This is a genomic window from Pseudomonas flavescens, from assembly GCF_013408425.1.
Taxonomy (GTDB): domain Bacteria; phylum Pseudomonadota; class Gammaproteobacteria; order Pseudomonadales; family Pseudomonadaceae; genus Aquipseudomonas; species Aquipseudomonas fulva_A.
Window position 1 is genome coordinate 3,697,004 of sequence record NZ_JACBYV010000001.1, and the last position, 24,455, is coordinate 3,721,458.

Sequence of the window (24,455 nt, forward strand, 5' to 3'; positions counted from 1 at the left end):
ACAACGGGTGCAGCGATGAAGCGCAGCCGCCTGTGTCATGGCGCAGCGAGAACGCAACAGGGCAAGCGACCGGCATTACCCTGAGGTAGATACCGGCCCTTGCCCTGTGCGGTTTCAGCAGTACGAAAATGGAGCCCGACTCAGGTCTCGACACCCTCCTTGAAGGAAGGCGACGGCTTCTCGGCGTCGCGTTCGGGTTGGTCCTTGCCTGCTTCATCCTCGGGTTGGCCGAGCAGTTCGCTGGTGGATTTCTGCACCTGATCGATCTGCTCGTTGAAGGCGTTGAGGGTGTCGCTGACCGCTTCGCGGGCGATGTCCTGCACGGCCTGCTCGGCCTTGTCGGTGAGTTTCTGCGCCGACTCTTCGGCGACATCGCAACCCGCCGTGGTCAGACCGATCACGGCTACCAGAACCAGCGCAGCGATGGGTGATGGATTCATGGGTCATCTCCAGAGGTGATGAAGGCCCCGGCAAGCCGGGGCACAAGAACGTTACTGACGGGGCGTTTCGGCTTCGACGGCAGGCGGGTCGTTGCGGGTTTTCCACAGCGACAGCAGCACGCCACCGATCAGCAGGCCGAGCGTGACGCTCAGCGAGATCACCGGCGGCGTCTTGCCGATGATGCCGACCAGGAAGATCTTCGCGCCGATGAACACCAGCACCAGAGCCAGGGCGTACTTGAGGTAGGCGAAGCGATGGATCATCGCCGCCAGGGCGAAGTACAGCGCGCGCAGCCCCAGGATCGCGAAGATGTTCGAGGTGTAGACGATGAACGGGTCCTGGGTGATGGCGAAGATCGCCGGCACGCTGTCGATCGCGAACACCAGGTCGGCACACTCGATCAGCACCAGCGCCAGGAACAGCGGCGTGGCCCAGCGCACCATACGGCCCTTCTCATCCGGCTGACGCACGAAGAAGCGGCCCTCGTGCAGACGGTCGGTGACGCGCATGTGCTTGCGCAGGAATTTCACCATGCTGTTCTCGGCCAGGTCCGGGTGATCGTCGACCTTGCTGAACAGCATCTTCACGCCGGTCAGCAGCAGGAAGGCGCCGAACACGTAGAGGATCCAGCTGAACTCGGCGATCAGCGCGGCGCCCAGACCGATCATGATCGCGCGCAGCACGATCACCCCGAGGATGCCCCAGAACAGCACCTCGTGCTGGTACTTACGCGGGATGGCCAGGAAGCTGAAGATCATCGCCATGAGAAACACGTTGTCCATGGACAGCGATTTCTCGATCAGGAAACCGGTATAGAAATCCATACCGGAAGCGGCGCCCTTCATGTGCCAGACCCACAGGCCGAACAGCAGGCCTGCGGTGATGTAGCCGCCGGACAGCAAGAGGCTTTCCTTGACGCCGATTTCGCGGTGCTCACGGTGAAGCACCCCGAGGTCGAAGACCAGCAGGCTGATGACGATGGTGATGAAGATGAGCCACAACCAGGTGGCAGTGCCGAGGAACTCGGCCATCAGAAACGGTTCTAGGGTGCTCATAAGCCCCTCCTAAGTCAGAGTTGTACAAACTGCAACTCCGACATGGCAGCTTTTCAGCTGTCAGAGGGGCCCGGTGTCGCCGCGCCAATTTATCAGGCGCAACGGCGCACTCAAGTGCCGACTCATTGCAAATTATCTCAAGCGCATCGACACCTGAGCGGCGCTCGCAAGATCAATCCGCGATGGCGTTCAACTCTGCCAATGTCTCGTCCGACAGCTGCAACCCGCCCACTGCGAGGTTTTCACGCAGATGGGTGAGCGATGAGGTCCCGGGGATCAGCAGGATGTTCGCGGAGCGACGCCGCAGCCAGGCCAACGCCAGTTGCATGGGCGTTACGCCAAGGCGCTGTGCAACGCTCGACAGCGTGGAAGACTGCACGGGTGAGAATCCGCCGAGCGGGAAGAACGGCACATAGGCAATGCCATCGCGAGCCAGCTCGTCGATCATCGCGTTATCGTGCTGATGAGCGATGTTGTAGTGGTTCTGAACGCAAACCACGCTGACGATACTGCGTGCTTGCGCCAGCTGCGTCGGCGTGACGTTGCTGATGCCGACATGACGCAGCAGCCCTTGCTGCTGAAGCTCCGCGATGGCTTCCAGCGGCTCGGCGATGCAGCCCTCCGCCGGCCCCATCGGGCCGTGCATCGCACGGAAATTCACCACATCGAGTACGTCCACACCAAGATTGCGCAGGTTGTCATGCACGGCCTGGGTCAGCTCCGCCTTTGACACCGCAGGCAGCCACGCACCCTGGCCATCGCGACGAGCACCGATCTTGGTGACGATGGTGAGCTCATCTCTGTAGGGATGCAGGGCTTCGCGGATGATCTGGTTGGTGACGTGCGGCCCGTAGTAATCGCTGGTGTCGATGTGGTTCACGCCGGCTGCGACGGCTTTACGCAATACGGCAAGCGCGGCAACCCGGTCCTTGGGTGGGCCGAATACGCCGGGGCCGGCCAACTGCATGGCGCCATAGCCGACTCGATTCACCTCACGGTCGCCGAGAATGAAAGTGCCGCTGTTGTCTGCGCTGCTCATATCGATCGCTCTTGCTTCGCTGGGGGAGAACTATGATATGAAGGATCCTTCAGGTTTTAGAATTCGCATTCCATGAGCAACCCAACCGCATCGCTAAAGCCAAGAAAATCAGCGGTTCAAGCCAGATCGGCTGCCACTGTCGCGGCTCTGCACACCGCCACCCTTCAGGTTTTGACACAACAGGGCCTGATCCGCTGCACCACGACCCGGGTGGCCGAGCGCGCCGGCATGTCGGTGGGCAGCCTTTATCAGTACTACCCGAACCGCGATGCACTGCTCGCCGCCGTGCTTGAAAAGCATTTGCTGGAAGTGGTGGATGCCGCCGAGTCGGCCTGTATCGCGCTTCAGGGCAAGCCGGTTGGCGATATGGCTGCAGGTCTGGTCTCGGCATACCTGGCCGTCAAACTGCGCGACCCGACGGTCTCTAAAGCGCTGTATGCGATTGCAGCCGAACGAGGTGGGGCCGAGCTTGTTGCACGGATCAATACGCGCATGGTGGCGGCCTTTGCCGCCATGCTGAAGACGGCGCCTGACGCACATTTCGCAGACCCGACGCTGACCGCTTCAATCGCGTTGAGCGCCCTCGCCGGCCCGGTTCGTTCTCTGTTGGAAGGCAATGCGCCTGCCAGCTTCGAAACCGCTATCGAGCCGCAGGCCACGCTGCTGCTCAAGGCCTATCTGCAGGCGCATCGATATCCAGCGTGAACGCTGAAACGGCCAGCTGGGGCGCTAATCCACCTCGCGCGGACCGCCTGCGCCCTGCTCGCCCAGCATCAGGTCGATCCGGCTGGCCAGTGCTTCCAGGGATACGGGCTTGGTCAGCAGGTGCATGTGCGGGCCGAGGAAGTCTTCACGCTTCATGGCGCCCTCGGCGTAGCCGGTCAGGAACAGGACGGGCAGGCCGGGCTTGAGTTGCTGCACGACTTCGGCGAGCTGTCTGCCATTCATGCCCGGCAGGCCGACGTCGGTGACCAGCAGATCGAGGCTGGGCAGGTTACTCAGCTGCGCCAGTGCTTCTTCGGCTTCGCGCGCCACCACCACCCGATAGCCGAGTTCGACCAGTGCGGCCTGATTGATCAGGCGCACCGAGTCGTCGTCCTCGACCAGCAGAATGGTCTGCCCCTTGCCGGCTACCGCCATCTCACCGGGGATCTGTGCCGGCAGGCTATGGCTATCGCTCACCGGCAGGCAGATGGACACGGTGGTGCCCTTGTTCTCGACGCTGTCGATGGCGAGCCGGCCGTCACTCTGCTTGGCGAAGCCATAGACCATCGACAGCCCCAGGCCAGTGCCCTGGCCAATGGGTTTGGTGGTGAAGAAGGGTTCGAAAACCTTGTTGAGCAGGTGTTCGGGAATGCCGACACCGGTGTCGCTGACATCGATGCAGACATGCCCGGCCTCGCCAAAGCCGCCCTCCCTCGCGGGCTCCAGAGTCGCGTTGCTGGCTCGGGTTCTGATCGTCAGGGTGCCGCCCCGAGGCATGGCGTCACGGCCATTGATCACCAGGTTGAGCAGCGCGTTTTCCAGTTGATTGGTGTCGGCGCATACCCACGGATCGTTCTCGCACAGATCGAGCTGCACGCTCACCTGCTCGGTCACGGTGCGTTGCAGCAGTTCGTGAAGCAAGAGAATCAAGCCGTTGACCGACAAAGGTTTGGAATCCAGTGATTGTCGCCGCGAGAACGCCAGCAGGCGCTGGGTCAGGGAGGCGGCGCGCTGGGCCGATGAGTAGGCGGCATCCATGAAGCGCTCGACGCCATCGAGCTTGCCCTTGGCCAGGCGCAGCTTCATGAGCTCCATGGCACTCATCACACCGGTGAGCATGTTGTTGAAGTCGTGAGCGATGCCGCCGGTGAGCTGCCCGACCGCTTCCATCTTCAGGGACTGGCGTAACTGTTCTTCGGCACGGGCGCGCTCGTCGCTCTCCAGTTTCAGCTTCTCGACAGCGGCATTGAGGGCCTGGGTACGTGCCCTGACCTGAATTTCCAGCTCTTCGTTGAAGCGCCTGAGCGATTGCTGCGAGCGCTTCTCCTCGTTGATGTCGAGAATGACCGAAGCGGCACCGATCAGGTGCTGGCTTTCGTCGTAGAGCGGGATGGCGCTGACCCTCATCCAGGACTCGTCGCCATCATCGGTCTGGTAGCTGAAGTCGAGACCGGCTACCGGCTCCCCCCGCAGAGCCCGCGCCCCGGGAAACATGTTGGGCGCGAGCAGGTTGCCGTGCTCATCGTGGCCAACCCAGCGGTTCAAGCGCGTCGGGCTCCGGGAGGGAATGACGTCATCGGGTACGCAGCGCCGATAGCGCGGGTTGCTGACCAGCGATTTGCCGTCACTGTCCATGAAGCACACACCAACGGGGATGTTCTCCAGCAGCGTGTGCATGCGCGAGCGCTCTTCGGCCAATTCGGCCAGGCGGTCACGCATGTCGAACTGCCGCTCGCGGGAACGCCAGGCGGCAGCAACCGCGCTGATCAGCGACGCGGAGCTCAGTGGCCGCTCGAGTACCAGCACATGCCCTGCAGCGGCTGGCAAGCGCAGCCGGGCAGCCTCCGTGGCGCGGCCGGTGCGGCCTTTGTTGGAGGCCAGAAGAATGATCGGAATCTCCGACCAGGCTGGCTGCTCTTCCAGAGCACGCCCCAGCGGCGAGACGTCACCGACCAAGGCTTCTTCGGTGATGACCACCACCCCGGCCTGATCGCCAACTGCGCTGATCAGAGAGGTCAGACGATCATGCACGTGCACCGGATAGCCCGTACCGAACAGCTTGCTCAGGCTCAAACCATCGCCCTTGAAGGGCGCGCAGATGAGTAAATGTCGGCTCTCTGCGCTCAGGTCATCAGACACGTGGTCGTTCTTCCATCAGCGGCTGCTCGGCGCCGTGATACTCCGGCGTACCGGTCAACACCCCACGGAAGTTGGTCAGCGGCTCACCGACCCGAACGCCCTGAGAGTCGATTCTGAGCTCACGAATGGTGTCTTCATGGGCGCCGCCACGGTGCTTCATCACCGAAATGGCTTTGCGCAGGCGGCCCTTGGCTTCGAAGAAGCGGATCAGGATCACCGAGTCCGCCACATAGGAAACGTTGAGGTTGGTGGACATCGAGCCCATCAAGCCGTGCTGCGGATTGATCAGGAAGGTCACCACGCCCTGCTGGCTGAGGTAGGACATCAACTCGTGCATCTGCAGGATCAGTTGCTGCTCTTGCGGCATGGCGGCCATGTAGCCATTCAGGCTGTCCACCACCAGCAGCGAACTGCCGCGCACCTCCACTTCGGTACGTACGCGCCAGGCGAACTCACCCGGTGAAATCTCGGCGGGGTCGATCTGCTGAATGACCAACTGGCCGGTCGCCACGTAATGGCTGAGTTGCAGCCCCATGCAGTCGGCGCGCGCCAGCAGCGTGCCGATACGTTCGTCGAACTCGTAGATCGTGCAGTTCTCGCCCCGGGCACAGGCCGCGGCCAGATACACCAGTGCCAGGGTCGTCTTGCCCGAACCCGCTGGCCCCGTGACCAGGGTGCTGGTGCCACGGATCGGCCCACCGACCAGCAGGTCGTCCAGTTCCTGCACGCCACTCTTGACCGGCTCGTTGGCATAGTCGGTATTGTGCTTGGCGGCGATCAGGCGCGGATAGACTTCCAGGCCCCCCTTGCGGATGGTGAAGTCGTGAAAGCCTGCGGTGAAGTCGACACCACGCAGCTTCTGTACCTGCAGGCGACGGCGCGCAGCACCGAATTCGAGGGTCAGGCGCTCGAGGGTGACCACGCCATGGCAAAGGCTGTGCAAGTGGTTGTCGCGCTCGCCGCTGATGGTGGTCAGGTCATCGACCAACAGGACGGTGATGTCGCGGCCGGCGAAGAATTGTTTCAGCGCCAGCACCTGGCGCCGATAACGCAGCGGGTCCTGAGCGAGCAGGCGCATCTCCGAGAGGCTGTCGAACACCAGACGCTTGGGGCGCAGTTGATCCACGCGCTGCTGAATCAGCTTGATGGTGCCGCCGAGTTCGGCCTCCCAGGGGTGGAGGATCGATTGCTCGTAGTCCTCGCCCAGCACCTCTTCGGTGGAGGAGAACTCGAACAGGTCGATGCCTTCCAGCGTCCAGCCATGGGATTTGGCGACGCTATCCAGCTCTTCGCTGGTTTCCGACAGCGTGATGTACAGAACCGGCTCGCCAGCGGCGACGCCCTCCAGCAGAAACTGCAAGCCCAGCGTGGTTTTCCCGGCGCCGGGAGTGCCTTCGAGCAAATACAAACGATTGCTGGGCAAACCGCCCTTCAACACGGCATCGAAACCCGCATTCCCTGTCGATACAACCGGCCTAATCTCTACCATTTTCCACTCCAGAAGTGCCCCGCCGGATGGTTAGGGGAGTCGGCTTGTCTAAACATGGGCGTATGCGGTATGCCGGCCGGTCGATTCCAGCTCGGATACAGGTGCAGTTCGGCACGGCTTGTTCAGAACACTATGAGTCGCGAACGGCCTCCACGAAGATGTGACCGCTGCAATCTATACAAAGCCCAACAGATTTAATATGGAGACAAGACGACAGGCTGCCGCTGAAGCCTGCACGTCATTCGAAAACAAGTTTTTGCACGGAAGTATCTGAGAAGGATCAGTATACAAAGCCGATTTTCAGGCTGTAATTGCTGCCAGGATCGGCGCGAGACGAAACGACGTTCTCTGCATGGGCAGCAGCAATCATGGGTACGTGGAGACAACTCTGAAAAACCTGAGCCGTGAAGAGCTGGAAGCGGAAGTGCTACGACTGCGTGTCGCGCTTGAAGAGTCAGGCATCGATGCATCGCACTCAGGTGTGCGCCCCGCTGCGAACGATGGGAGGCTGCAACCCAGCCAGATCACCCAGGCCAGAAACGCGGCACGGCAGCGCGCGGTATTCGAGAGCGCCATCGACTTCGCCATCATCCTGATCGATACGACTGGAGTCATTACCGACTGGAACCAGGGTGCGACCCACATTATGGGGTGGGCACCGGCAGAAATATGCGGGCGCAAGGCCGAGCTTTTTTTCACCCCAGCCGATCGCGCCAGCGGCCGGGTCGACTATGAAATGCGCAGTGCATTGCAGCACGGTCGGGCTGCTGACGAGCGCTGGCACCTGCGCAAGAGCGGGCAACGCTTCTGGGCATCGGGCGAGATGATGCCGCTCTACAATGACGACAACAGTCTTCTCGGCTTCATGAAGATCCTGCGCGACCGCACCAGCGAGCATCTGGCGGGCCAGGCGATGGAGGAGACCAAGGAGCGCTATCGGTTAGCCGCCAAAGCGACCAACGACGCGGTATGGGATTGGGACCTGGCGGCCAATCAGGTGCTCTGGAACGAAGCGCTGGAGGATGCCTATGGCTACTCCCTGGCGAGCACCGAAACCAGCGGTGACTGGTGGATGGCGCGCATTCATCCGGATGACAGAACCCGTATCGATGCCTCGATCCACGCGGTCATCGATGGTGAGGCAACGGACTGGACCGACGGCTACCGTTTTCAGCGTCAGGACGGCACCTACGCCGAGGTGCTGGATCGCGGACATGTGATCCGCAATGCCGACGGGGTCGCTGTACGCATGATCGGCGCCATGCTCGACCTCACCCGAATGCGCAGCGCCGAGATCGCCTTGCGCAAGAGCGAAGAGCGCTTCCAAACCATCCTCGACACCATCGAGGCGGCTTTCGCCATCGTCGAGGTCAAGTTCGATGCTGACGATCGTCCCGTGGACTATCGCTTCATCGAGGTCAACCCGGCGTTCGAACGGCAGGCGGGCGTCGACCTGCGCGGCAAGTGGGTCACCGAGTACGCGCCGGACCTGGAGACGTTCTGGTTCGAGATGTACGGCCATGTCGCCAAGACCGGCGAACCGACCAACTTCGAGAATTACGCCAAGGCCTTCGAGCGCTGGTTCGACGTACGTGCCGTTCGGGTCGGTGAGCCCGAAGAGCGCAAGATCGGCATCTTCTTCAATGACGTGACCGAACGGCGCAACGCGCAGGAACGCCTGCGCATCAGCGAGGCGACCGCCCGCGAAAACGTCGAGCGCGTGCAACTGGCGCTCGCCGCCGGAGCGATCATCGGCACCTGGCACTGGGATCTGCAGGCCGACCGTTTCACGGTCGACGAAGCCTTCACCGTTGCCTTCGGCCTCGACCCGAGCATGGGCCGTGAAGGCCTGGACCTCGAGCAGGTGATCGCCACCGTGCATCCCGACGACCGCGACGCGATGATCGCCGCAGTCGACGAGGCGGCCCGCCGTGGGGGAGCCTATGTGCATCAATATCGGGTCAGACGCGCAGACGGCCAGTACTACTGGATCGAGGCCAATGGGCGCGTGGACCACGCGGCGGATGGCACTCCACTGAGTTTCCCCGGCGTGCTCATCGACGTGGAAGAGCGGCGCACCGTGGAGGCCGAGCGGGACCGCGCCATCACCGCCCTGCGCGTGCTCAACGACACCCTGGAACAGCGTGTGGCCGAGCGCACCAACGAACTGATGCAGGCCGAGGAAAAGCTGCGCCAGTCACAGAAAATGGAAGCCGTCGGCCAACTGACCGGTGGCCTCGCACACGACTTCAACAACCTGCTGGCGGGCATTTCCGGCTCGCTGGAACTGCTCGGCATTCGCGTTGCCCAGGGCCGCCTGAGCGACATCGACAAGTACATGGCAGCCGCTCAGGGCGCGGCGAAGCGGGCCGCCGCCCTCACCCACCGCCTGCTCGCCTTCTCCCGTCGGCAGACCCTGGACCCGCAACCCACCGATGTGAACCGGCTGATGACCGGCATGAGCGATCTGATTCAGCGCACGGTGGGCCCCAGCATCGCGGTCGAAACGGTCGGCGCGGCGGGCCTGTGGACGGCGCTGGCCGATGCCAGTCAGCTCGAGAATGCGCTGCTGAACCTGTGCATCAATGCCCGTGACGCCATGCCCGACGGCGGGCGCATCACCATCGAGACCGCCAACCGTTGGATGGATCGCGACGTCGCGCGGACCCACGACATTCCCGAGGGTCAGTACCTCTCCCTGTCGGTGACCGACACCGGCACCGGCATGTCGCCCGAGGTCATCGCCAAGGCCTTCGATCCGTTCTTCACCACCAAACCCATCGGCCAGGGCACCGGCCTCGGCCTTTCGATGATCTATGGCTTCGCCAAGCAATCCGGTGGCCAGGTGCGCATCCACTCCACCCTGGGTCAGGGGACCACCATCAGCATCTACCTGCCGCGCTATCACGGCGACGCCAGCGAAGACCGCAGCGAAGCCATCACCACCTCGGCCTCGCTGCCCGAAACGGGCGAGACGATCCTGGTGGTGGATGATGAGCCGACGGTACGCATGCTGCTGACCGACGTGCTGAGCGATCTCGGCTATGCCGTGGTCGAGGCTGCCGACAGTGTCGCGGGGCTGAAGGTGCTGCGCTCGAACGTGCAGATCGACCTGCTGATCACCGACGTGGGTCTGCCTGGCGGCATGAATGGACGACAGATGGCCGATGCCGGACGGGAAATTCGACCGAGCCTGAAAACCCTGTTCATCACCGGCTACGCAGAAAATGCCGCGATCGGCAACGGCCACCTCGGGCCGGGGATGCAGGTGCTGACCAAACCCTTCGCGGTCGACACCCTGGTGTCGCGCGTGCGCGAGCTGATGAGCGCCTGACGCCGCCTCAGCTGTCCGGGCTGATCGACAGCTCCGGCTCATGGCTGACCGGGAAGTTCATCGAGCGGGCGATGAAGCACATCTCATGTGCCTGGTGATGCAGGGCCCTGGCGCGCTCGAGATCGGAACCGGAAGCCAGCACCACCTTCGGCCTCAACACCACCGAGGTGAACTGGCCGGCGCCATCGTCCTGTTCGAGCATGGTGCCCTGGGCATTGTCCTCATAAGCGGTGACCACGATGCCGGCTCCGGCGCACAAGCCCAGGTACCAGAGCTTGTGGCAGGCGGCCAGGGACGCGACCAGCAACTCTTCCGGGTTCCAGCGCGCCGGATCCCCCCGAAAGCTCGGATCGGACGAGCCGTCGATGGGGCTCTTGCCTTGCGCCTGGATGCTGTGCGCTCGGCTGTAACCACGGTAGGTGGAGGTGCCCGTGCCCTGATTACCCGTCCAGGCAACCAGAACGTCGTAGGTGTGCAGCTTGTCTGCCATTCGATCTCTCCCGGAACGCCTGCGTGGTGGTCACGATGGCGGACAGTTTCGGTCCCGACGCCCTCAAGCGCAAGCGCGCGCAAGCCTGTTCGCCGCCACCGGACGCACCAGGCTGAGCAGCCCCAGCAGCGCCAATCCCGCGCCGACCCACAGCGGAGCGCGCAAGCCATAACCGGCTTCGATCGCCGCACCTCCGGCCCAGCTTCCAAGAGCCAGCCCGGCGGTGATCACCGAGGTGTGCAGGGTGTTGACCAGCGCCCCGGACTCGGCGGCCTTCATTACCCGCGCGACCATTGCCGGGTTGAGCGCCACGCCGGTCATGCCAATGGCGATGAAACAACCCAGATTCAGCCAGACCTGATCGCCGGCCAGGGCGAAACCGCTCAGGGCAAGCACCAGCAAGGCCAGGCCCCAGCCCAGGGCGCTGAAGGTGTGGCGGTCGGCAAAACGGCCGACGATCATGTTGCCCAGCAGGTTGGCCACGCCGTAAAGCGCCAGCAGCGGAGCCACGTGTGCAGGCTCGATACCGACCTCGTGGATCAGGATGGGCGCGCAATAGCTGAATGCGGCGAAGGTGGCACCAATGATCAACCCACTGGTGAGGTAGGCGCCCCACAGGCTGCGGTTGTTCAGCGAGGCCAACTGCCGGTTCAGACCCGCCTCGCCACCCGGCGAGCTGGACGGCAGACGCATGGCCGCCAGGGCGGTACAGATCAAGGCCAGCGCCACCACCACCCAGGAGCTGGCACGCCAGCCGTAGTGCTGCTCGACCCAGGCGGTCAGCGGCACGCCAGCGACCGGGGAAAGCATCAGGCCTGCCAGCACCACCGAGATGGCCCTGCCGCGCGCCGCCTGTTCGACCATCGCGGCACAAACGGTCATGCACAGGCCGATGCAGGCAGCACTGGCCACCCCCATGATGATCCGCGCCAGCGCCAGTACCGGGTAGCTCGGCGCGGCTGCGGCCAGGGCGCCGGCCGCGACGTAGACGGTCAGCAGCCCGATCAGCGCGTGCTTGTTGCTGATGCCGCGCGAGAGCAGCAGAAGCGTCACCGGCGGCCCACCCAGGGCCATGCCCAGGGCATACAGAGCGATCAGGTTACCGACCTGCGCCAGGCTGACCGAAAAGGCTTCGGCCAGGGCGGGCATCATGCCGGCAACCATGAATTCGGCGGTGACCAAAGAGAAGATGGTGGCCCCCAGCAGGTAGACGGTTGCGGGCAATCTGGAGCGGCTGGTCATAAATACTCGGCGGGAGAAATGGGCTGACACCCTATTCATACTTGAACGAGTGGTCAAATTAATGACTGAGCTCGGCCGGGCGAAAAGGGCCGATTTAGAGCGGTACAAGCCTGCGACAGTGTGTCTGCTTGACACCATTCCAAGAAACTATTTGTTACATTCAGTCTCGAATGTTAGCATCGATTCACCGTGATGAGCAGACGATACCCGAGTATCGCACCCCTCGATGTTGGGCTGGACGATGCCTTTTGCACGCCAGCCGTCCCGATGTGAATGAAGCACAATTAGAGCGGCCGCCAAGGCCTGCCAGCCCTGTTCTGGATACAGCCTGACGTGGAACGAGCAGACGAGCGCGAGCCGTACTGCACACAGATTGCCCGCTGCGGCCGCGGTCTCTGGCCCTGGTCGCAGACCGCCCACGCCAGCCTCCGGAACCTGAAAGCCGTCGCCTCCCGGACTGGAGGTCGCGGCTGTCGCCATCCCGTTCGCGCTGGGAGTTGGACCGCACGTGAGGTGCCCGGCCCCTGGGCCCTGCAACATCCGGCTTTCTTGTGAGCAGTCATAGGTGGCCTCTACATGTTGTTGTCCAAACCCACGTCGCGAAGGAAGTTTCTGCTTTCCTCGCTGATCGCCCTCCCCGCGCTGGGCGTGACCATCAAAGGCCTGAGCGCAGCCTCCGCTGCCGAGATGGTCGCGCCAGCCCTCGACAGCTATACACCGACCTTTTTCAGTGCCACCGAGTGGACCTTCATGATGGCCGCCTGCGACCGTCTGATTCCCGCTGGCGGTAAAGCACCTGGCGCCCTGGAAACCAACGTGCCGGTATTCATGGACCAGCAGCTGGCAAGCGACCTGGGGAGCGAAATCTACCTCGAGGGGCCCTTCGACCTCGCTGCACCAGCCACCCTCGGCTACCAGATTCCGTACCTGCCGCAGCAGATCTATCGCAACGGCATCAAGGCCGTGGATGCCTGGTGTGAGCACGCCCACCACGAGCGCTTCGCCCTGCTCGATGCCACCACCCAGGACAGCGTGCTGAAGAAGCTCGAAGCCGGTGAGGTGGACTTCGCGGCCTTCGGCGAAGAGGTGCTCGGCTCCAAGCTGTTCTTCAGCGAAATGCTTTCGCTCTCCCAGCAGGGCTACCTGTCCGACCCGATCTACGGCGGCAACAAGGGCATGAAGGCGTGGATCGCCATCGGCTTTCCGGGTGCCCGTGCCAGCTACCTGGAATGGGTCGCCCAGCACAACGTCAAGTATCCCCTCGGGCCGGTCAGCCTCAACGGCGACCGCGGCTGATTTTCTTTTCGCGCAGCGTTTCAGCAAGCAAGGTTTTTTATGTCAGACATTACCAATGACGAAGTCGATGTCGTCGTAGTCGGCCTGGGTTGGACCGGCTCGTTGATGAGCATCGAACTGGCCCAGGCGGGTTTGAAAGTACGCGCTCTGGAGCGTGGGGAAGACCGCAACAATGCCGACTTCGCCTATCCCAAGCCTGCCGACCAGTACGCCTACGCGGTACGCAACAAGGTCATGGTCAGCCCCAAGGATGGCGCCCTGACGGTCCGCCACAACAGCCACGGCACCGCCCTGCCGACGCGCAAGTGGGGCGCCTTCGTGCCCGGCACCGGCGTGGGTGGCTCGGGCCTGCACTGGACCGGCGTACTGATCCGCCCGACACCGACCGACATCAAGCTCAAGACCTACGCCGACCAGGCCTACGGCAAGGGCATTCTGCAGGACGACATGCGCATCGGTGACTACCCGTTCACCTGGGACGAGATCGAGCCCTACCTCGACAAGTTCGACAAGATCTGCGGGCTGTCGGGCAACACCGGCAACCTGCAGGGCCGCATCATCGAAGGCGGCGACCCGTTCGAAGGCCCGCGCTCCAACCCGTTCCCGCTGCCGGCGCTGGAAGACACGCTCAACAACAAGCTGTTCGCCGACGCCGCGCGCAAGCTCGGCTATCACCCGTTTCCCAACCCGTCGGCCAACGTCTCGCGCGCCTGGACCAACCCCTACGGCAACCAGATCGCGCCGTGCAACTACTGCGGCTACTGCAGCAAGTACCCCTGCCTGAACTACTCCAAGGCTTCGCCGCAGACTGCGGTGATGGATGCCCTCAAGCGCCTCGAAAACTTCTCCTACCGCACCCGGGCCAACGTGCTGCGCGTCGAGCTGCACGCCGATGGCAAGACCGCCCGCGGCGTCACCTATGCCGACGAACACGGCAACACGGTGTTCCAGCCGGCGAAGATCGTCGTGCTGGCCGGCTTCCAGTTCGTCAACGTGCGCCTGATGCTGCTCTCCGGAATCGGCAAGCCTTACGACCCGGTTACCGAGACAGGCACCATCGGCCGCGATTACGCCTACCTCAGCGTCGGCGGCTCGACCCTGTTCTTCAAGGACAAGCAGTTCAATCCGTTCGCCACCGCCGGTGCCACCGGACAGATGTTCAACGACATCTCGCCGGGCAACTACGACGGCCCTTCGCTGGGTTTCATCGGCGGCGCCAAGATCCACAGCTCGCAGGCCACCGGCACGCCGATCGGCACCGCGCTGCCGGGCGGCACGCCGGCCTGGGGCCAGGGCTGGAAAGACGGCATGACCGACTGGTACGGCCACTCCATGAAGGTGAGCATTTCCACCGGCTGCATGTCCTACCGCGGCCACTACCTGGATCTCGACCCCACCTACAAGGATCCATGGGGCCAGCCACTGCTGCGCATCACCTTCGACTGGAAAGAGAACGAGCTGAAGCTGCAGCAATACCTGCGCGGCATCGTCCAGAACATCACCCGCGAGCTGGGGCCGGACAGCGTCTCCGAGAGTTTTCTGGCGATGGACTCGCACTGGGACATCACCAAGTACGTGTCCACCCACAACGTGGGCGGCGCGGTCATGGGCGACAACCCGAAAACCAGTGCGCTCAACCGCTACCTGCAGAGCTGGGACGTGCACAACGTCTTCGTACCGGGCGGTAACGCCTTTCCGCAGAACTTCCAGGCCAACCCTACGGCCCTGATCGGTGCACTGACCCTGTTCGCCGCCCAGGCCATCAAGGATCAGTACCTGAAGAACCCCGGCCCATTGGTGCAGGCATGAGGAACGCAGAGATGAAATCCACACCCCGTTCTCTGCTCCTCAAGCTGCTGATCATCGGTCTGCTGCTCGCTGCACTGGCCTGGCTGGCCAGCATCGCCCTGAACCGCTCGGGCGACGCCTCGGCGCAGCTCGGTCAGGCCGTCACCCCGGCATTGATCAGCCAGGGCGAGTACCTGGCGCGCGTCGGTGACTGCGTGGCCTGCCATACCGCCCGAGGCGGCAAGGCCTTCGCCGGCGGCCTCGGTATCGAGTCGCCGATCGGCACCATCTACTCCACCAACATCACCCCAGACAAGCAGACCGGGATCGGTGACTGGACCTATGGCGAGTTCGAACGCGCCATTCGCCGCGGCGTTGGCCACGACGGCAGCGCGCTGTACCCGGCGATGCCCTACCCGTCCTACGCCAAGGTCTCGGATGCCGACATGCAGGCGTTGTACGCCTACTTCATGCAGGGCGTGCAGCCGGTGGAACAGGCCAACCAGGCCAACGACATCCCCTGGCCATTGTCGATCCGCTGGCCCCTGGCCTACTGGCGCACGCTGTTCTCGCCATCGCCGGAGTCCGCTGCCGAGGCGCTGAAAGTCACCACCCGCGATGCCGATGCGCAGATTGCCCGCGGTGCCTACCTGGTACAGGGCCTGGGCCACTGTGGCTCCTGCCACACGCCACGGGCGCTGACCATGCAGGAGAAGGGGCTCGATGAAAGCACCGCCGACTACCTGAGCGGCGCCGAGCTCAACGACTGGGCCGTGCCCTCGCTGCGCGGCATGCCGCACTGGTCCCAGGACGAAATCGTCGACTACCTGGGTACCGGCCGTAACGCCAAGGCCTCGGTAGCCGGTGAGATGACCGACGTGGTGGCCAACAGCACCTCGCACATGTCGGACGACGACCTGCACGCCATGGCGGCCTACCTGAAGTCCCTCGCCGCCGACGGCCAGCCAGCCAGCGCCCATCAGCCCGAGCGCAGCGAAGCGACCACCCGCAAGCTGACGGCGGCCACCGACCTGACCCTTGGCGAGCGTCTGTATCTGGACAACTGCGGCGCCTGCCACTTCGTGGCGGGTGACGGCGCGCCTCGGGTGTTCCCACGCCTGGATGGCGCGTCGGTGATCAACGCGCAAAACCCCAGCGCCCTGCTGCACGTGATACTCGCCGGTGCGCAAACGCCATCGACGGCGCGCGCACCCTCGATCCTGCCGATGCCGGGCTTCGCCGATCGCATGGACGACGCCGAGGTCGCCGAACTGGCCACCTTCCTGCGTCAAGGCTGGTCGAACGACGCGCCGGCGGTGTCCGCCGAGCAGGTCGCCGCGGTGCGTGCATCGCTGGCTGGCGAGCATGTAGGTGAAAAGGAGCTGGCGCCGAGCGACGAGTAGTCTTCGAGGTAGCCGATCCCGCCCCTCCGCTGGCGACGATGAGTCGCCCGCTCAGAAGCCCCTGATGCTCGATGAGTGTCAGGGGCTTTTTATTGCAAGGCTCTGGTCGCCGTGGAGATGGACGGGCTCAGTTAGCCGCCCAGCGAAAACGCACGCCTGCCACGTCCCCGTCGGGCACAACGCCCGCGCGAAGATTCCACAGCAGCGCCGGGATCAGCAACCTGGGGGGCTCCAGCCCTGCATCCCGTTCTTCACGCCATTCGATGAACTGCGCGGCACTGACGCCTTGATGCATATGCTGGTTATGCAGGCGCTGTTCCTGCACGGAGCACCAGGCCCGTGGCGCGCGATCCTGTGGGTAGTCGTGGCACATGAACAGGCGGGTGTCGCCCGGCAGTTCGAGCAGATGCCGAATGGAGCGATACAACTGCGCAGCACTGCCACCAGGAAAATCGCAGCGTGCCGTGCCGATGTCCGGCTGGAACAGGGTGTCGCCGACGAACACGTGCCGCTCCTCGACCAGAAAGGCCGTGTCGGCGGGCGTATGCCCGGGCACATGCAGCGCCCGAGCGGACAGAGCACCGATGGCGAAGTCTTCGTCGGGGGCGAACAGATGGTCGAACTGGCCGCTCGCCTGGCAGTAATCCTCGGGCAGTTGGAAACGCGCCTGAAAGGTCCGCTGTACCTCGCCAATGCCTGGTCCGGCGGCGACCCGCCCGCCACTGCGCTCGCGCAGGTAAGCAGCGGCGGTGAGGTGATCGGCGTGGATATGGGTTTCCAGAATCCACTGCACCTCCAGGTGCCTGGCCTCCAGCGCTCGCAACAGAGCGTCCGCCGGTGCGCTGTCGAGCCTGCCGGACTCCAGGTCATAGCCGAGCACCGGATCGATCACCGCGCAAGCGCTGCCCGCGCCAGCATGGACGAGATGGCTGAACGTCGACGTCTGCGCATCGAAAACGCTCTCGACCTGCAGCGCTCGCTCTCCCAGCGTGCTCATCGGGCGATCACCGGCCCGTCATTCAGGCAGACAGCGGCGAATGGCATCGATGGCCTGCTCGACGTCGGCGAGCGTGGTGTAGCGGCCGAGGCTCAGGCGAATGCTGCGATACGCCTGGGTATCGTCCAGCCCGAGCGCCAGCAGCACATGGGACGGCGCGCTGCTGGCCGAATTGCAGGCCGAAGTGGAGGAGAACGCCAGCGTCCCCAGCAGGTTCTCGGCATCGAACCAGGGGTGGTCGATGCACAGGTTGAGGGTATGCGGCACACGCTTCTCGGCGCAGCCGTTGAGACGCACGCCGGGCAGCGCCAGCAACCCTTCGCGCAGGTGCGCGCAAAGGCGAGCGATGCGCGTGTTCTCTTCGCTCATCAGCTCACCGGCAAGAGCGAAGGCGCTGCCCATGCCGACGATCTGGTGGGTGGCCAGGGTGCCGGAGCGCAGCCCCTGCTCATGCCCACCGCCATGGATCTGCGCCTGGATCAGCGAGCGCGCACGGTCACCGACGTAGAGCGCACCAATACCTTTAGGACCATAGGTCTTGTGGGCGGAAAAGGACATCAGGTCCACCGGCAAGGTGGCCAGATCGATGGCCACCTTGCCGGTGGCCTGGGCGGCGTCCACATGGAACAGCGCGCCGCGCTGACGAACGAGCTCGCCCACCGCGGCGATATCGGTCAGCGTACCGAGTTCGTTGTTGATCAGCATCAACGAGACCAGCAGGGTGTCGTCACGCAAGGCTGCCGCGACCGCCTCCGGCTGGATGATGCCGTTGGCATCGGGCTGCAGCCAGGTCACCTCGAAGCCCTCGCGCTCCAGTTGCCCGGCGGTATCCAGAACGGCCTTGTGCTCGAGGCGGCTGGTGATGATGTGCCGACGGCCATCGGCCAGCGCGGCCACGCCCTTGAGCGCCAGGTTGTTCGACTCGGTCGCCCCGGACGTCCAGACCAGGCGATCTGCGCGGGTACCTACCAGGGCCGCCACCTGCTTGCGTGCCTTTTCGACCGCCAGACGAGCCCGCTGCCCGAAGGAGTGAGACGCGGAAGCGGGATTGCCGAACACCACGTCACGGCCCATGCACGCCAACATGTCCTGAATGACAGCGTCGTCGATGGGAGTGGTAGCGGCGTAATCGAAATACAGTTCTGACATAGGGGTAGCGGCCGTGCAGATGATTGAAGGCGCCGTGCTAGACGGCTTTGTCTGGAGCACCATGCTAAGAGAGCGGGACGTGAAAAATTTTGTTATTTCACTGTTCTCGAGCCCATGAAACGGAATATATTTCCAACCTGGACAAAGTAAACGAAATTATTTTCCAGACTTAGCCCATTTCATACTGACGATATTCCCCAATCGTCTTATCAGGAGTTTTCTAGACCGTGGACAAGTTCGACCGCGCCTTGCTCGCGCTGCTACAGCAGGACTGCACTCAGCCGCTGGGTGAGATCGCCGAACGCGTTGGTTTGAGTAACACGGCGTGCTGGCGGCGTATTCAGAAGCTCGAGGAAAGCGGCGTGATCGGTGCCCGAGTGGCCCTGCTCGACTCGCGCAAGATCGGCGTGCCGGTCACGGTATTCGCCTTCGTGCGCACCAATCAGCACAACGCCGAATGGCTCAAGCACTTCCACAGTCAGGTGGCGGCGATCGAGGAGGTGGTCGACTTCTATCGCATGGCGGGTGTCACCGATTACCTGCTGCGCCTGGTGGTGCCCGACATCGAGGGCTACGACGCCGTGTACAAGCGCCTGATCGAAATCCCCGGCATCGCCGATATCAGCTCCAGCTTCGCCATGGAGCGGATCAAATCGACCACGGCCCTGCCGCTGCATCAGGTGGGCAAGTGAGCGTCTGGACGGGCGACTGGCGAAACCCGGAATTCCGGGTTAGTTTGGCCGCCCGTTATCCCTGACGATTTCTGCCATGCCTCTACGCAATCTTCACCGTCTGACCATTCTCGGCCTGGTGTTCTTCATCCTCGGCCTGATCGGCGTCGTGTATGCGCTGTACGCCATCTACAGCGGGCCGCGCCCGGCTGACCCGGACCTGACCCGCAGCCTGGTGATAGCCGCAGGCATGCAACTGACCGGCTACGTGCTGCTCAACCGCAACCGCTGGCGGATGATGGTCGGCAAGTCGAAGAAGTAGCGCCAAGCTCACCCGCTATGAGCCTGGCGCCCGGGGCCGCCTTCAGCGGAATGGCGGCTCGTCGAAGCTGCGCAGCTTGCGCGAGTGCAGCGAGTTGAGCTGGCCACGCAGCAGATCCAGAGCGGCGATACCGATGTGCAGATGCTGGGTCACGGCCCGCTCGTAGAAGGCACCCGCCGCGCCCGGCAGCTTGATCTCGCTGTGCAGCGGCTTGTCCGACACGCACAGCAAGGTGCCATACGGCACGCGCAGGCGATAACCCTGAGCGGCGATGGTGCCGCTTTCCATGTCCACCGCCACGGCCCGTGACAGGTTGATCAGCGGACGCTCCTGCGCCCAGCGCAGCTCCCAGTTGCGGTCGTCGTAGGTCAGCACGGTACCGGTGCGCAGCCGACGCTTGAGATCGTCACCGCGCTCGCCAGTCACCTGCGCGGCGGCATCCTGCAACGCCTGCTGCACTTCGGCCAGGGCCGGCAGCGGAATGTGCGGTGGCAGCACCCGGTCGAGAATGCCGTCGCGGCGCATGTAGGCGTGAGCCAGCACGTAGTCACCGATGGTCTGCGACTGACGCAGGCCGCCACAGTGGCCGATCATCAGCCAGCAGTGCGGACGCAGCACGGCCAGGTGATCGGTGATGTTCTTGGCGTTGGACGGGCCGACGCCGATGTTGACCAGGGTGATGCCATCGCCATCGGCAGCCTGCAGGTGGTAGGCCGGCATCTGGTAGCGGTGCCAGACCACGGTCTCGATGATCGCCTGCATCTCGCCTTCGGGCATGCCCCGCTCGATCACCACGTTGCCCGGCAGCACCATGCGCTCGAAGCGCGACTCGCCATTGAGCATGTCCAGACCGTTGCGAATGAACTGGTCGACGTAGCGGTGGTAGTTGGTCAGCAGGATCCACGGCTGCACGTGGCGCCAGTCGCTGCCGGTGTAATGCACCAGGCGACGCAGGGAGAAATCCACCCGGGCGGCGTCGAACAGGGCCAGCGGCAATGGATCGGTATTTTCCCAGTCGTAGAGGCCGTCGGCGGTGCCATCGGTGGCGGCCGACAGGTCCGTGCTGGGGAACACCCGCGCCAGTTCTGCCGCGGTCACGCCGGAGCCAGCCAGCTCATCGCCCTGCTCCACCACGTAGGGGTAAGGGATGTACTGCTGGCTGACACCGACCTCGACGGTCAGGGTGAAGTCGGCCATCAGCGGCTGCAGTTGCTCGAGCAGGTACTTACGGAACGCAGCCGGATGGGTGATGGTGATGCTGTAGGTACCGGGCACCTGCACCTTGGCGTAGGCACGCACGGTGGTCGGCACCTCGCCCTGGCAGTCGTAGGTCAGCCGCAGTTCGGGGTAGCGAAACAACTCTTGCTGCTCGGCATCGGGGCGGATGCGATCTTTCAGGTAGCGCTTGAGCGCCTGGCTCAGGCCTTCGGTGGCGCGCTGGTGCAGCACCGCCAGACGATCGACGGCTTCTTCGGCAGAGTGGACGACGATAAAAGCGCCGTCTGTAGAAAGGGACATGCACGGTTCCTTATCGTGGGGATCATGGACCATAGCTGACACGCATTACAGGCCGGGTGCAAGTGCAGCGATCATTGCGGCCACACATCGACGATGCGCTCCAGCGCCTGCTTGAGCTCGACACGACTGCGGGCAGCCGCCAGGCTGATGCGAATGGCGTTGGCCGCAGCAGGGCCGACGGCGAACACCTCGGCGGGCACCACCTCGACACCGGCAGTTCGGCACTCGGCTGCCAGGTCACGGCTATCCGCCGCCTCCAACCACAGGTGCGGCGCCACCTCACGGCCCTGGGGCATGCGTGCGCCGAGCACCCGCGCGGCGAGGCGCCAGCGCTGCTGCAACTCGTCCCGCTGCCAGGCCAGCTTGCGCGCTGCGGTGCCGTCCTCGATCCACTCGCAGGCCAGCGCCAGGCACAACGGCGAGACCGCCCAACCGGTGGCGTGCCCTTGCGGATCAATACGTTTGAGCAGCGCCTGCGGCCCATGCACGAAGCCCAGTCGCAGGCCCGGGGCCACGGTTTTCGACAGGCTGGTGACCAGCAGGCTGCGTTCCGGCACCGATACGGCCAGCGGTGCCTGGCTACCCAGCGCGCCGTAGACGTCATCCTCGATCAGCCACAGGCCGTGGCGTTCCACCAGCTCGGCGATGCGTTGCCGTCGTTCACCATCCATGCTGCTGCCCGTGGGGTTCTGCAGGCAGGGGGTGAGCACCAGCACCCGCGCGCCGGTAGCACGCACCTGCCGGTCGAGATCCTGAGGGAGAATGCCACGCTCATCCATCGCCACGCCGTGCAGGGGCAGCCGCAACTGCCGCGCCGCGGCCTTGATGCCGGGCGCGGTGAAGGCCTCGACCAGCACCGGATCGCCGGGCTCGCAGAGCGCCAGCAACGCTGCGCTAACGCCCTGCTGAGCACCCGCGCAGAGCAGCACCCGCGACGGCGGATAATGCAGGCCGCGCTGCTGCAGCCACAGGCTGCCAGCCAGCCGCCCACGCACCTCCAGCTCGGCCGACGCGTAGGCCTGCAGCGCGTCGATGCGGCCTTCGGCGATCAGGCGCTGCAAGGTGCAGGACAGGTCATCGCTGTCGCCGTCGTGCACCGGCACGTTGGTCGACAGATCGATGCCCTGCGCGGGCTGGCCGGGCTGCTTGAGGTGAAACAGGCTGGCTTCGTGGCTATCGGCCAGGACATAGGTACCACGGCCGACTTCGCCGGACACCAGGTGACGCCGCGCAGCTTCGCGATAGGCCTGCATCACCGTGCTCGGATTGATGCCCAGCGTCCAGGCGAGTCGGCGCTGCGGCGGCAGGCGCTCACCGGGCTTGAGCTCACCCTTGCCGATCGCGCTGGAAATCGCCTCGACCAGGGCCAGATAAGTGGGCAGCGTGCTGCCTTGCAGATCAGGTAACCACATTGCTTGCCATGCAATATAAAGATTTACCCATACAATGACAGGGCCGTAGCATCGGGTCAAAGCCAACCGGGAGCCCCCCAGATGTTCGACCTTGCCGCGCTTCGCCAAGCCGCCACCCTGATTCGCCCGAACGTTCCGGCAACGCCGCAGTTCGCCTGGCCGTTGCTGGCCGAACGCCTGGGTTGCGAGGTATGGGTCAAGCACGAGAACCACACCCCCACAGGCGCCTTCAAGGTCCGCGGCGGCCTGGTCTATGTGGATGCCCTGCTGCGCCGTGAACCGACCACCGCCGGCTTGGTTTCGGCCACCCGGGGCAACCACGGACAAAGCATGGCGCTGGCAGCCGGCAAGGCTGGCCTGCCGATCAGCATCGTGGTGCCGCAAGGCAACGCGAGAGAGAAGAATGCGGCCATGGCCGCCCTGGGCGCCGAGGTGATCGAATACGGTCGCGACTTCGACGAGGCCCGAAGCCGGGCGGCGGAGCTGGCTGCGCAGCGCGGCCTGCACTTCGTTCCGTCGCTGCACCCGGACCTGATCCGTGGCGTCGCCACCTATGCCCTGGAACTGTTCGAGGCCGCACCACCGCTCAAGCGCATCTATGTGCCCATTGGCCTCGGTTCGGGCATCTGCGGGGTGATCCGCACCCGCGACCTGCTCGGCCTGGACACCGAAGTGATCGGGGTGGTGAGCAGTGCCGCCGATGCCTACGCGCAAAGTTTCGCGGCCGGGCGGGTGATCTGCACCGACAGCGCCGACACCATCGCCGATGGCATGGCCTGCCGCATGCCGCAGCCCGAGGCGCTGGAGATCATCCGGGCCGGTGCCGCGCGCATCGTACGAGTCGATGACGACGAGATCCGCCAGGCCATTCGCATCCTTCACGAAGACACCCACAACCTCGCCGAAGGCGCTGGAGCGGCAGCGCTGGCGGCATTGATCCAGGAACGTGAAATCAATCGGGGCCAACGCTCGGCGGTGGTGCTCAGCGGCGCCAACATCGACCGCGCCGCCCTGGCCTCGATCCTGGCCTGAACCGCCTCAGGACGCTTCGGCTACGCCCACTTGCCGTGAATAGGCGCGCGGCGCAAGACCGTGATGGCGGCGAAACACCTTGGCGAAATGACTGGGGTTGGAGTAGCCCACCGCCATCGCCACATCGCCGACCCGCTGGCCCTGACGCAGGCACAGGGCCGCGTGCTGCATGCGCAGGTCCTGCAGTTCGGCATACACCCCCTTGCCGTACAACTGGCGGAAACCATCCTTGAGCTTGCGCACGTTCAACTGCACTTCGGCAGCCAGGCTCTCGAGCGTCCACGGGCGCTCGAGGGCTTCGCGCAGGTGTTGGTGAGCACGTTCCAAACGCAGTCGATCACGCCCTCCGAGCACGCTGGGGCGCAGGTTCTCCTGTAGATAACCGAGCATTTCAGCGAGCATCTCGAAAGCCTTGGCACGCATCAGGATGTCCCGCGCCAGGCCTTCCAGGCGGCAATCGAGCATCTCCAGACCAATACGACGCAGCACGTGCGGCGCGGGAAATTGCACCAGCCGCGCCAGGCCGTCACTGGAGCAGGCCCGCTCCCACGGGCCGGCACTGTCGAACAACCATTCCCCAACCCTCAGGCGCTGCAGTATCTGCGGGGCGAAGCTGATGTTCACACCGCGTAGCCGCGAGCCTGCCGGCAGCAGACCTTCGCCCCGTACGGAGACACTGGAGTGGTAGAGGCAGCAGGTGTCATTGCGCAGATCCATTGCCGGGGTGTCGGCGAACTGCCGCCAACCACCGCCCTGCTCGTAGTAGGCGAGGGTCAGGGAGGGATGACTGTCGGCCTGCACGTACAGGTCGTGCTCGCCATCCATTTCGATCAGGCGCACGTCCAGTTCCTCGTCAGCGAAGCTGGCGAAAACGTCGTTCAGGGGGCGGTCGGCGTAATAGTGATTGATGGCCATGGCTGACACTCCACAAGG

General features: G+C 64.1%; 20 protein-coding genes. 8 read left to right on the forward strand and 12 right to left on the reverse strand.

Translation table 11 applies throughout. The features are described from left to right. Positions 1-140 precede the first annotated feature (140 nt). From FHR27_RS16505 to FHR27_RS16515, 3 genes are all read right to left on the reverse strand, one after another. Positions 141-440 carry a hypothetical protein gene (locus FHR27_RS16505; RefSeq protein WP_042556379.1) on the reverse strand — a complete coding sequence of 100 codons (300 nt, stop codon included), beginning with the start codon at positions 438-440 and terminating at the stop codon, positions 141-143. A 51-nt stretch (positions 441-491) separates the two neighbouring features. Then, on the reverse strand, positions 492-1,496 hold the full coding sequence (locus FHR27_RS16510) for a TerC family protein (protein ID WP_042556378.1): 1,005 nt from the start codon (positions 1,494-1,496) through the stop codon (positions 492-494). 172 nt (positions 1,497-1,668) lie between these two features. Further along, positions 1,669-2,535 carry an aldo/keto reductase family oxidoreductase gene (locus FHR27_RS16515; protein WP_179539095.1) on the reverse strand — a complete coding sequence of 289 codons (867 nt, stop codon included), beginning with the start codon at positions 2,533-2,535 and terminating at the stop codon, positions 1,669-1,671. Positions 2,536-2,607: 72 nt separating this feature from the next. Between FHR27_RS16515 and FHR27_RS16520 the strand changes: the two genes are divergently transcribed. Continuing rightward, positions 2,608-3,240 carry a TetR/AcrR family transcriptional regulator gene (locus FHR27_RS16520; protein WP_042556376.1) on the forward strand — a complete coding sequence of 211 codons (633 nt, stop codon included), beginning with the start codon at positions 2,608-2,610 and terminating at the stop codon, positions 3,238-3,240. A gap of 24 nt (positions 3,241-3,264) precedes the next feature. Here the strand turns inward: FHR27_RS16520 and FHR27_RS16525 are convergent, their stop codons facing one another. After that, a complete protein-coding gene (locus tag FHR27_RS16525) occupies positions 3,265-5,379 on the reverse strand; it encodes an ATP-binding protein (RefSeq protein ID WP_179539096.1) in 2,115 nt (704 codons plus the stop codon). Next, positions 5,372-6,868 (reverse strand): ATPase domain-containing protein, encoded by a 1,497-nt coding sequence (locus tag FHR27_RS16530; protein WP_179539097.1) that lies wholly within the window; start codon positions 6,866-6,868, stop codon positions 5,372-5,374. Before FHR27_RS16530 ends, FHR27_RS16525 begins: the two co-directional genes overlap by 8 nt. A gap of 352 nt (positions 6,869-7,220) precedes the next feature. Here FHR27_RS16530 and FHR27_RS16535 point away from each other — a divergent pair, with 352 nt between their 5' ends. Next, on the forward strand, positions 7,221-10,202 hold the full coding sequence (locus tag FHR27_RS16535; RefSeq protein WP_082045907.1) for a PAS domain-containing hybrid sensor histidine kinase/response regulator: 2,982 nt from the start codon (positions 7,221-7,223) through the stop codon (positions 10,200-10,202). A gap of 7 nt (positions 10,203-10,209) precedes the next feature. On the opposite strand, the gene FHR27_RS16540 is transcribed toward FHR27_RS16535, so the two are convergent. Together FHR27_RS16540 and FHR27_RS16545 are read right to left on the reverse strand one after the other, a co-directional pair. Continuing rightward, entirely contained in the window at positions 10,210-10,692 is a 483-nt protein-coding gene (locus FHR27_RS16540) for an OsmC family protein (RefSeq protein WP_042556373.1), read from the reverse strand. A 63-nt stretch (positions 10,693-10,755) separates the two neighbouring features. Continuing rightward, positions 10,756-11,934, reverse strand: a complete 1,179-nt coding sequence (locus FHR27_RS16545; protein ID WP_042556372.1) for an MFS transporter — start codon at positions 11,932-11,934, stop codon at positions 10,756-10,758. Positions 11,935-12,510: 576 nt separating this feature from the next. On the opposite strand from FHR27_RS16545, the gene FHR27_RS16550 reads away from it, so the two are divergent. The 3 genes from FHR27_RS16550 to FHR27_RS16560 are packed head-to-tail and all read left to right on the forward strand — an operon-like array spanning position 12,511 to position 16,421. Beyond that, complete coding sequence (locus FHR27_RS16550; protein WP_042556371.1) at positions 12,511-13,230, forward strand: gluconate 2-dehydrogenase subunit 3 family protein; 720 nt, start codon at positions 12,511-12,513, stop codon at positions 13,228-13,230. Between the two features lie 39 nt (positions 13,231-13,269). After that, the gene (locus tag FHR27_RS16555) at positions 13,270-15,039 is read left to right on the forward strand and encodes a GMC family oxidoreductase (protein ID WP_042556370.1); all 1,770 of its coding nucleotides are present in this window, start codon (positions 13,270-13,272) and stop codon (positions 15,037-15,039) included. 11 nt (positions 15,040-15,050) lie between these two features. After that, a complete protein-coding gene (locus tag FHR27_RS16560; protein WP_052493867.1) occupies positions 15,051-16,421 on the forward strand; it encodes a c-type cytochrome in 1,371 nt (456 codons plus the stop codon). Between the two features lie 127 nt (positions 16,422-16,548). Here FHR27_RS16560 and FHR27_RS16565 read toward each other — a convergent pair whose 3' ends face one another. Beyond that, on the reverse strand, positions 16,549-17,418 hold the full coding sequence (locus tag FHR27_RS16565) for an MBL fold metallo-hydrolase (protein WP_179539098.1): 870 nt from the start codon (positions 17,416-17,418) through the stop codon (positions 16,549-16,551). Between the two features lie 18 nt (positions 17,419-17,436). Further along, complete coding sequence (locus FHR27_RS16570; RefSeq protein ID WP_179539099.1) at positions 17,437-18,567, reverse strand: cysteine desulfurase family protein; 1,131 nt, start codon at positions 18,565-18,567, stop codon at positions 17,437-17,439. A 227-nt stretch (positions 18,568-18,794) separates the two neighbouring features. Here FHR27_RS16570 and FHR27_RS16575 point away from each other — a divergent pair, with 227 nt between their 5' ends. Both FHR27_RS16575 and FHR27_RS16580 read left to right on the forward strand, forming a co-directional pair. Next, entirely contained in the window at positions 18,795-19,259 is a 465-nt protein-coding gene (locus FHR27_RS16575) for an Lrp/AsnC family transcriptional regulator (RefSeq protein WP_179539100.1), read from the forward strand. A 76-nt stretch (positions 19,260-19,335) separates the two neighbouring features. Next, positions 19,336-19,560, forward strand: coding sequence for a hypothetical protein (locus FHR27_RS16580; protein ID WP_179539101.1), 225 nt, complete (start codon positions 19,336-19,338; stop codon positions 19,558-19,560). A 42-nt stretch (positions 19,561-19,602) separates the two neighbouring features. On the opposite strand, the gene amn is transcribed toward FHR27_RS16580, so the two are convergent. Then, entirely contained in the window at positions 19,603-21,078 is a 1,476-nt protein-coding gene (amn, locus tag FHR27_RS16585) for an AMP nucleosidase (RefSeq protein ID WP_444964379.1), read from the reverse strand. A 71-nt stretch (positions 21,079-21,149) separates the two neighbouring features. Then, the gene (locus tag FHR27_RS16590; protein WP_179539103.1) at positions 21,150-22,490 is read right to left on the reverse strand and encodes an aminotransferase-like domain-containing protein; all 1,341 of its coding nucleotides are present in this window, start codon (positions 22,488-22,490) and stop codon (positions 21,150-21,152) included. 81 nt (positions 22,491-22,571) lie between these two features. Here FHR27_RS16590 and FHR27_RS16595 point away from each other — a divergent pair, with 81 nt between their 5' ends. Continuing rightward, a complete protein-coding gene (locus tag FHR27_RS16595) occupies positions 22,572-23,522 on the forward strand; it encodes a threonine dehydratase (protein ID WP_179539104.1) in 951 nt (316 codons plus the stop codon). 6 nt (positions 23,523-23,528) lie between these two features. Here FHR27_RS16595 and FHR27_RS16600 read toward each other — a convergent pair whose 3' ends face one another. Next, the gene (locus FHR27_RS16600; RefSeq protein ID WP_042556362.1) at positions 23,529-24,437 is read right to left on the reverse strand and encodes a helix-turn-helix transcriptional regulator; all 909 of its coding nucleotides are present in this window, start codon (positions 24,435-24,437) and stop codon (positions 23,529-23,531) included. Positions 24,438-24,455: the final 18 nt, after the last annotated feature.

What these genes read in the sequence shown, in the direction of transcription:
- FHR27_RS16505 (WP_042556379.1), bottom strand. Translation starts at nt 440, where the DNA reads ATGAATCCATCACCCATCGCTGCGCTGGTTCTGGTAGCCGTGATCGGT.
- FHR27_RS16510 (WP_042556378.1), bottom strand. Translation starts at nt 1,496, where the DNA reads ATGAGCACCCTAGAACCGTTTCTGATGGCCGAGTTCCTCGGCACTGCC.
- FHR27_RS16515 (WP_179539095.1), bottom strand. Translation starts at nt 2,535, where the DNA reads ATGAGCAGCGCAGACAACAGCGGCACTTTCATTCTCGGCGACCGTGAG.
- FHR27_RS16520 (WP_042556376.1), top strand. Translation starts at nt 2,608, where the DNA reads ATGAGCAACCCAACCGCATCGCTAAAGCCAAGAAAATCAGCGGTTCAA.
- FHR27_RS16530 (WP_179539097.1), bottom strand. Translation starts at nt 6,868, where the DNA reads ATGGTAGAGATTAGGCCGGTTGTATCGACAGGGAATGCGGGTTTCGAT.
- FHR27_RS16535 (WP_082045907.1), top strand. Translation starts at nt 7,221, where the DNA reads ATGGGCAGCAGCAATCATGGGTACGTGGAGACAACTCTGAAAAACCTG.
- FHR27_RS16540 (WP_042556373.1), bottom strand. Translation starts at nt 10,692, where the DNA reads ATGGCAGACAAGCTGCACACCTACGACGTTCTGGTTGCCTGGACGGGT.
- FHR27_RS16545 (WP_042556372.1), bottom strand. Translation starts at nt 11,934, where the DNA reads ATGACCAGCCGCTCCAGATTGCCCGCAACCGTCTACCTGCTGGGGGCC.
- FHR27_RS16550 (WP_042556371.1), top strand. Translation starts at nt 12,511, where the DNA reads ATGTTGTTGTCCAAACCCACGTCGCGAAGGAAGTTTCTGCTTTCCTCG.
- FHR27_RS16555 (WP_042556370.1), top strand. Translation starts at nt 13,270, where the DNA reads ATGTCAGACATTACCAATGACGAAGTCGATGTCGTCGTAGTCGGCCTG.
- FHR27_RS16560 (WP_052493867.1), top strand. Translation starts at nt 15,051, where the DNA reads ATGAAATCCACACCCCGTTCTCTGCTCCTCAAGCTGCTGATCATCGGT.
- FHR27_RS16565 (WP_179539098.1), bottom strand. Translation starts at nt 17,418, where the DNA reads ATGAGCACGCTGGGAGAGCGAGCGCTGCAGGTCGAGAGCGTTTTCGAT.
- FHR27_RS16570 (WP_179539099.1), bottom strand. Translation starts at nt 18,567, where the DNA reads ATGTCAGAACTGTATTTCGATTACGCCGCTACCACTCCCATCGACGAC.
- FHR27_RS16580 (WP_179539101.1), top strand. Translation starts at nt 19,336, where the DNA reads ATGCCTCTACGCAATCTTCACCGTCTGACCATTCTCGGCCTGGTGTTC.
- amn (WP_444964379.1), bottom strand. Translation starts at nt 21,078, where the DNA reads ATGTCCCTTTCTACAGACGGCGCTTTTATCGTCGTCCACTCTGCCGAA.
- FHR27_RS16590 (WP_179539103.1), bottom strand. Translation starts at nt 22,490, where the DNA reads ATGTGGTTACCTGATCTGCAAGGCAGCACGCTGCCCACTTATCTGGCC.
- FHR27_RS16595 (WP_179539104.1), top strand. Translation starts at nt 22,572, where the DNA reads ATGTTCGACCTTGCCGCGCTTCGCCAAGCCGCCACCCTGATTCGCCCG.
- FHR27_RS16600 (WP_042556362.1), bottom strand. Translation starts at nt 24,437, where the DNA reads ATGGCCATCAATCACTATTACGCCGACCGCCCCCTGAACGACGTTTTC.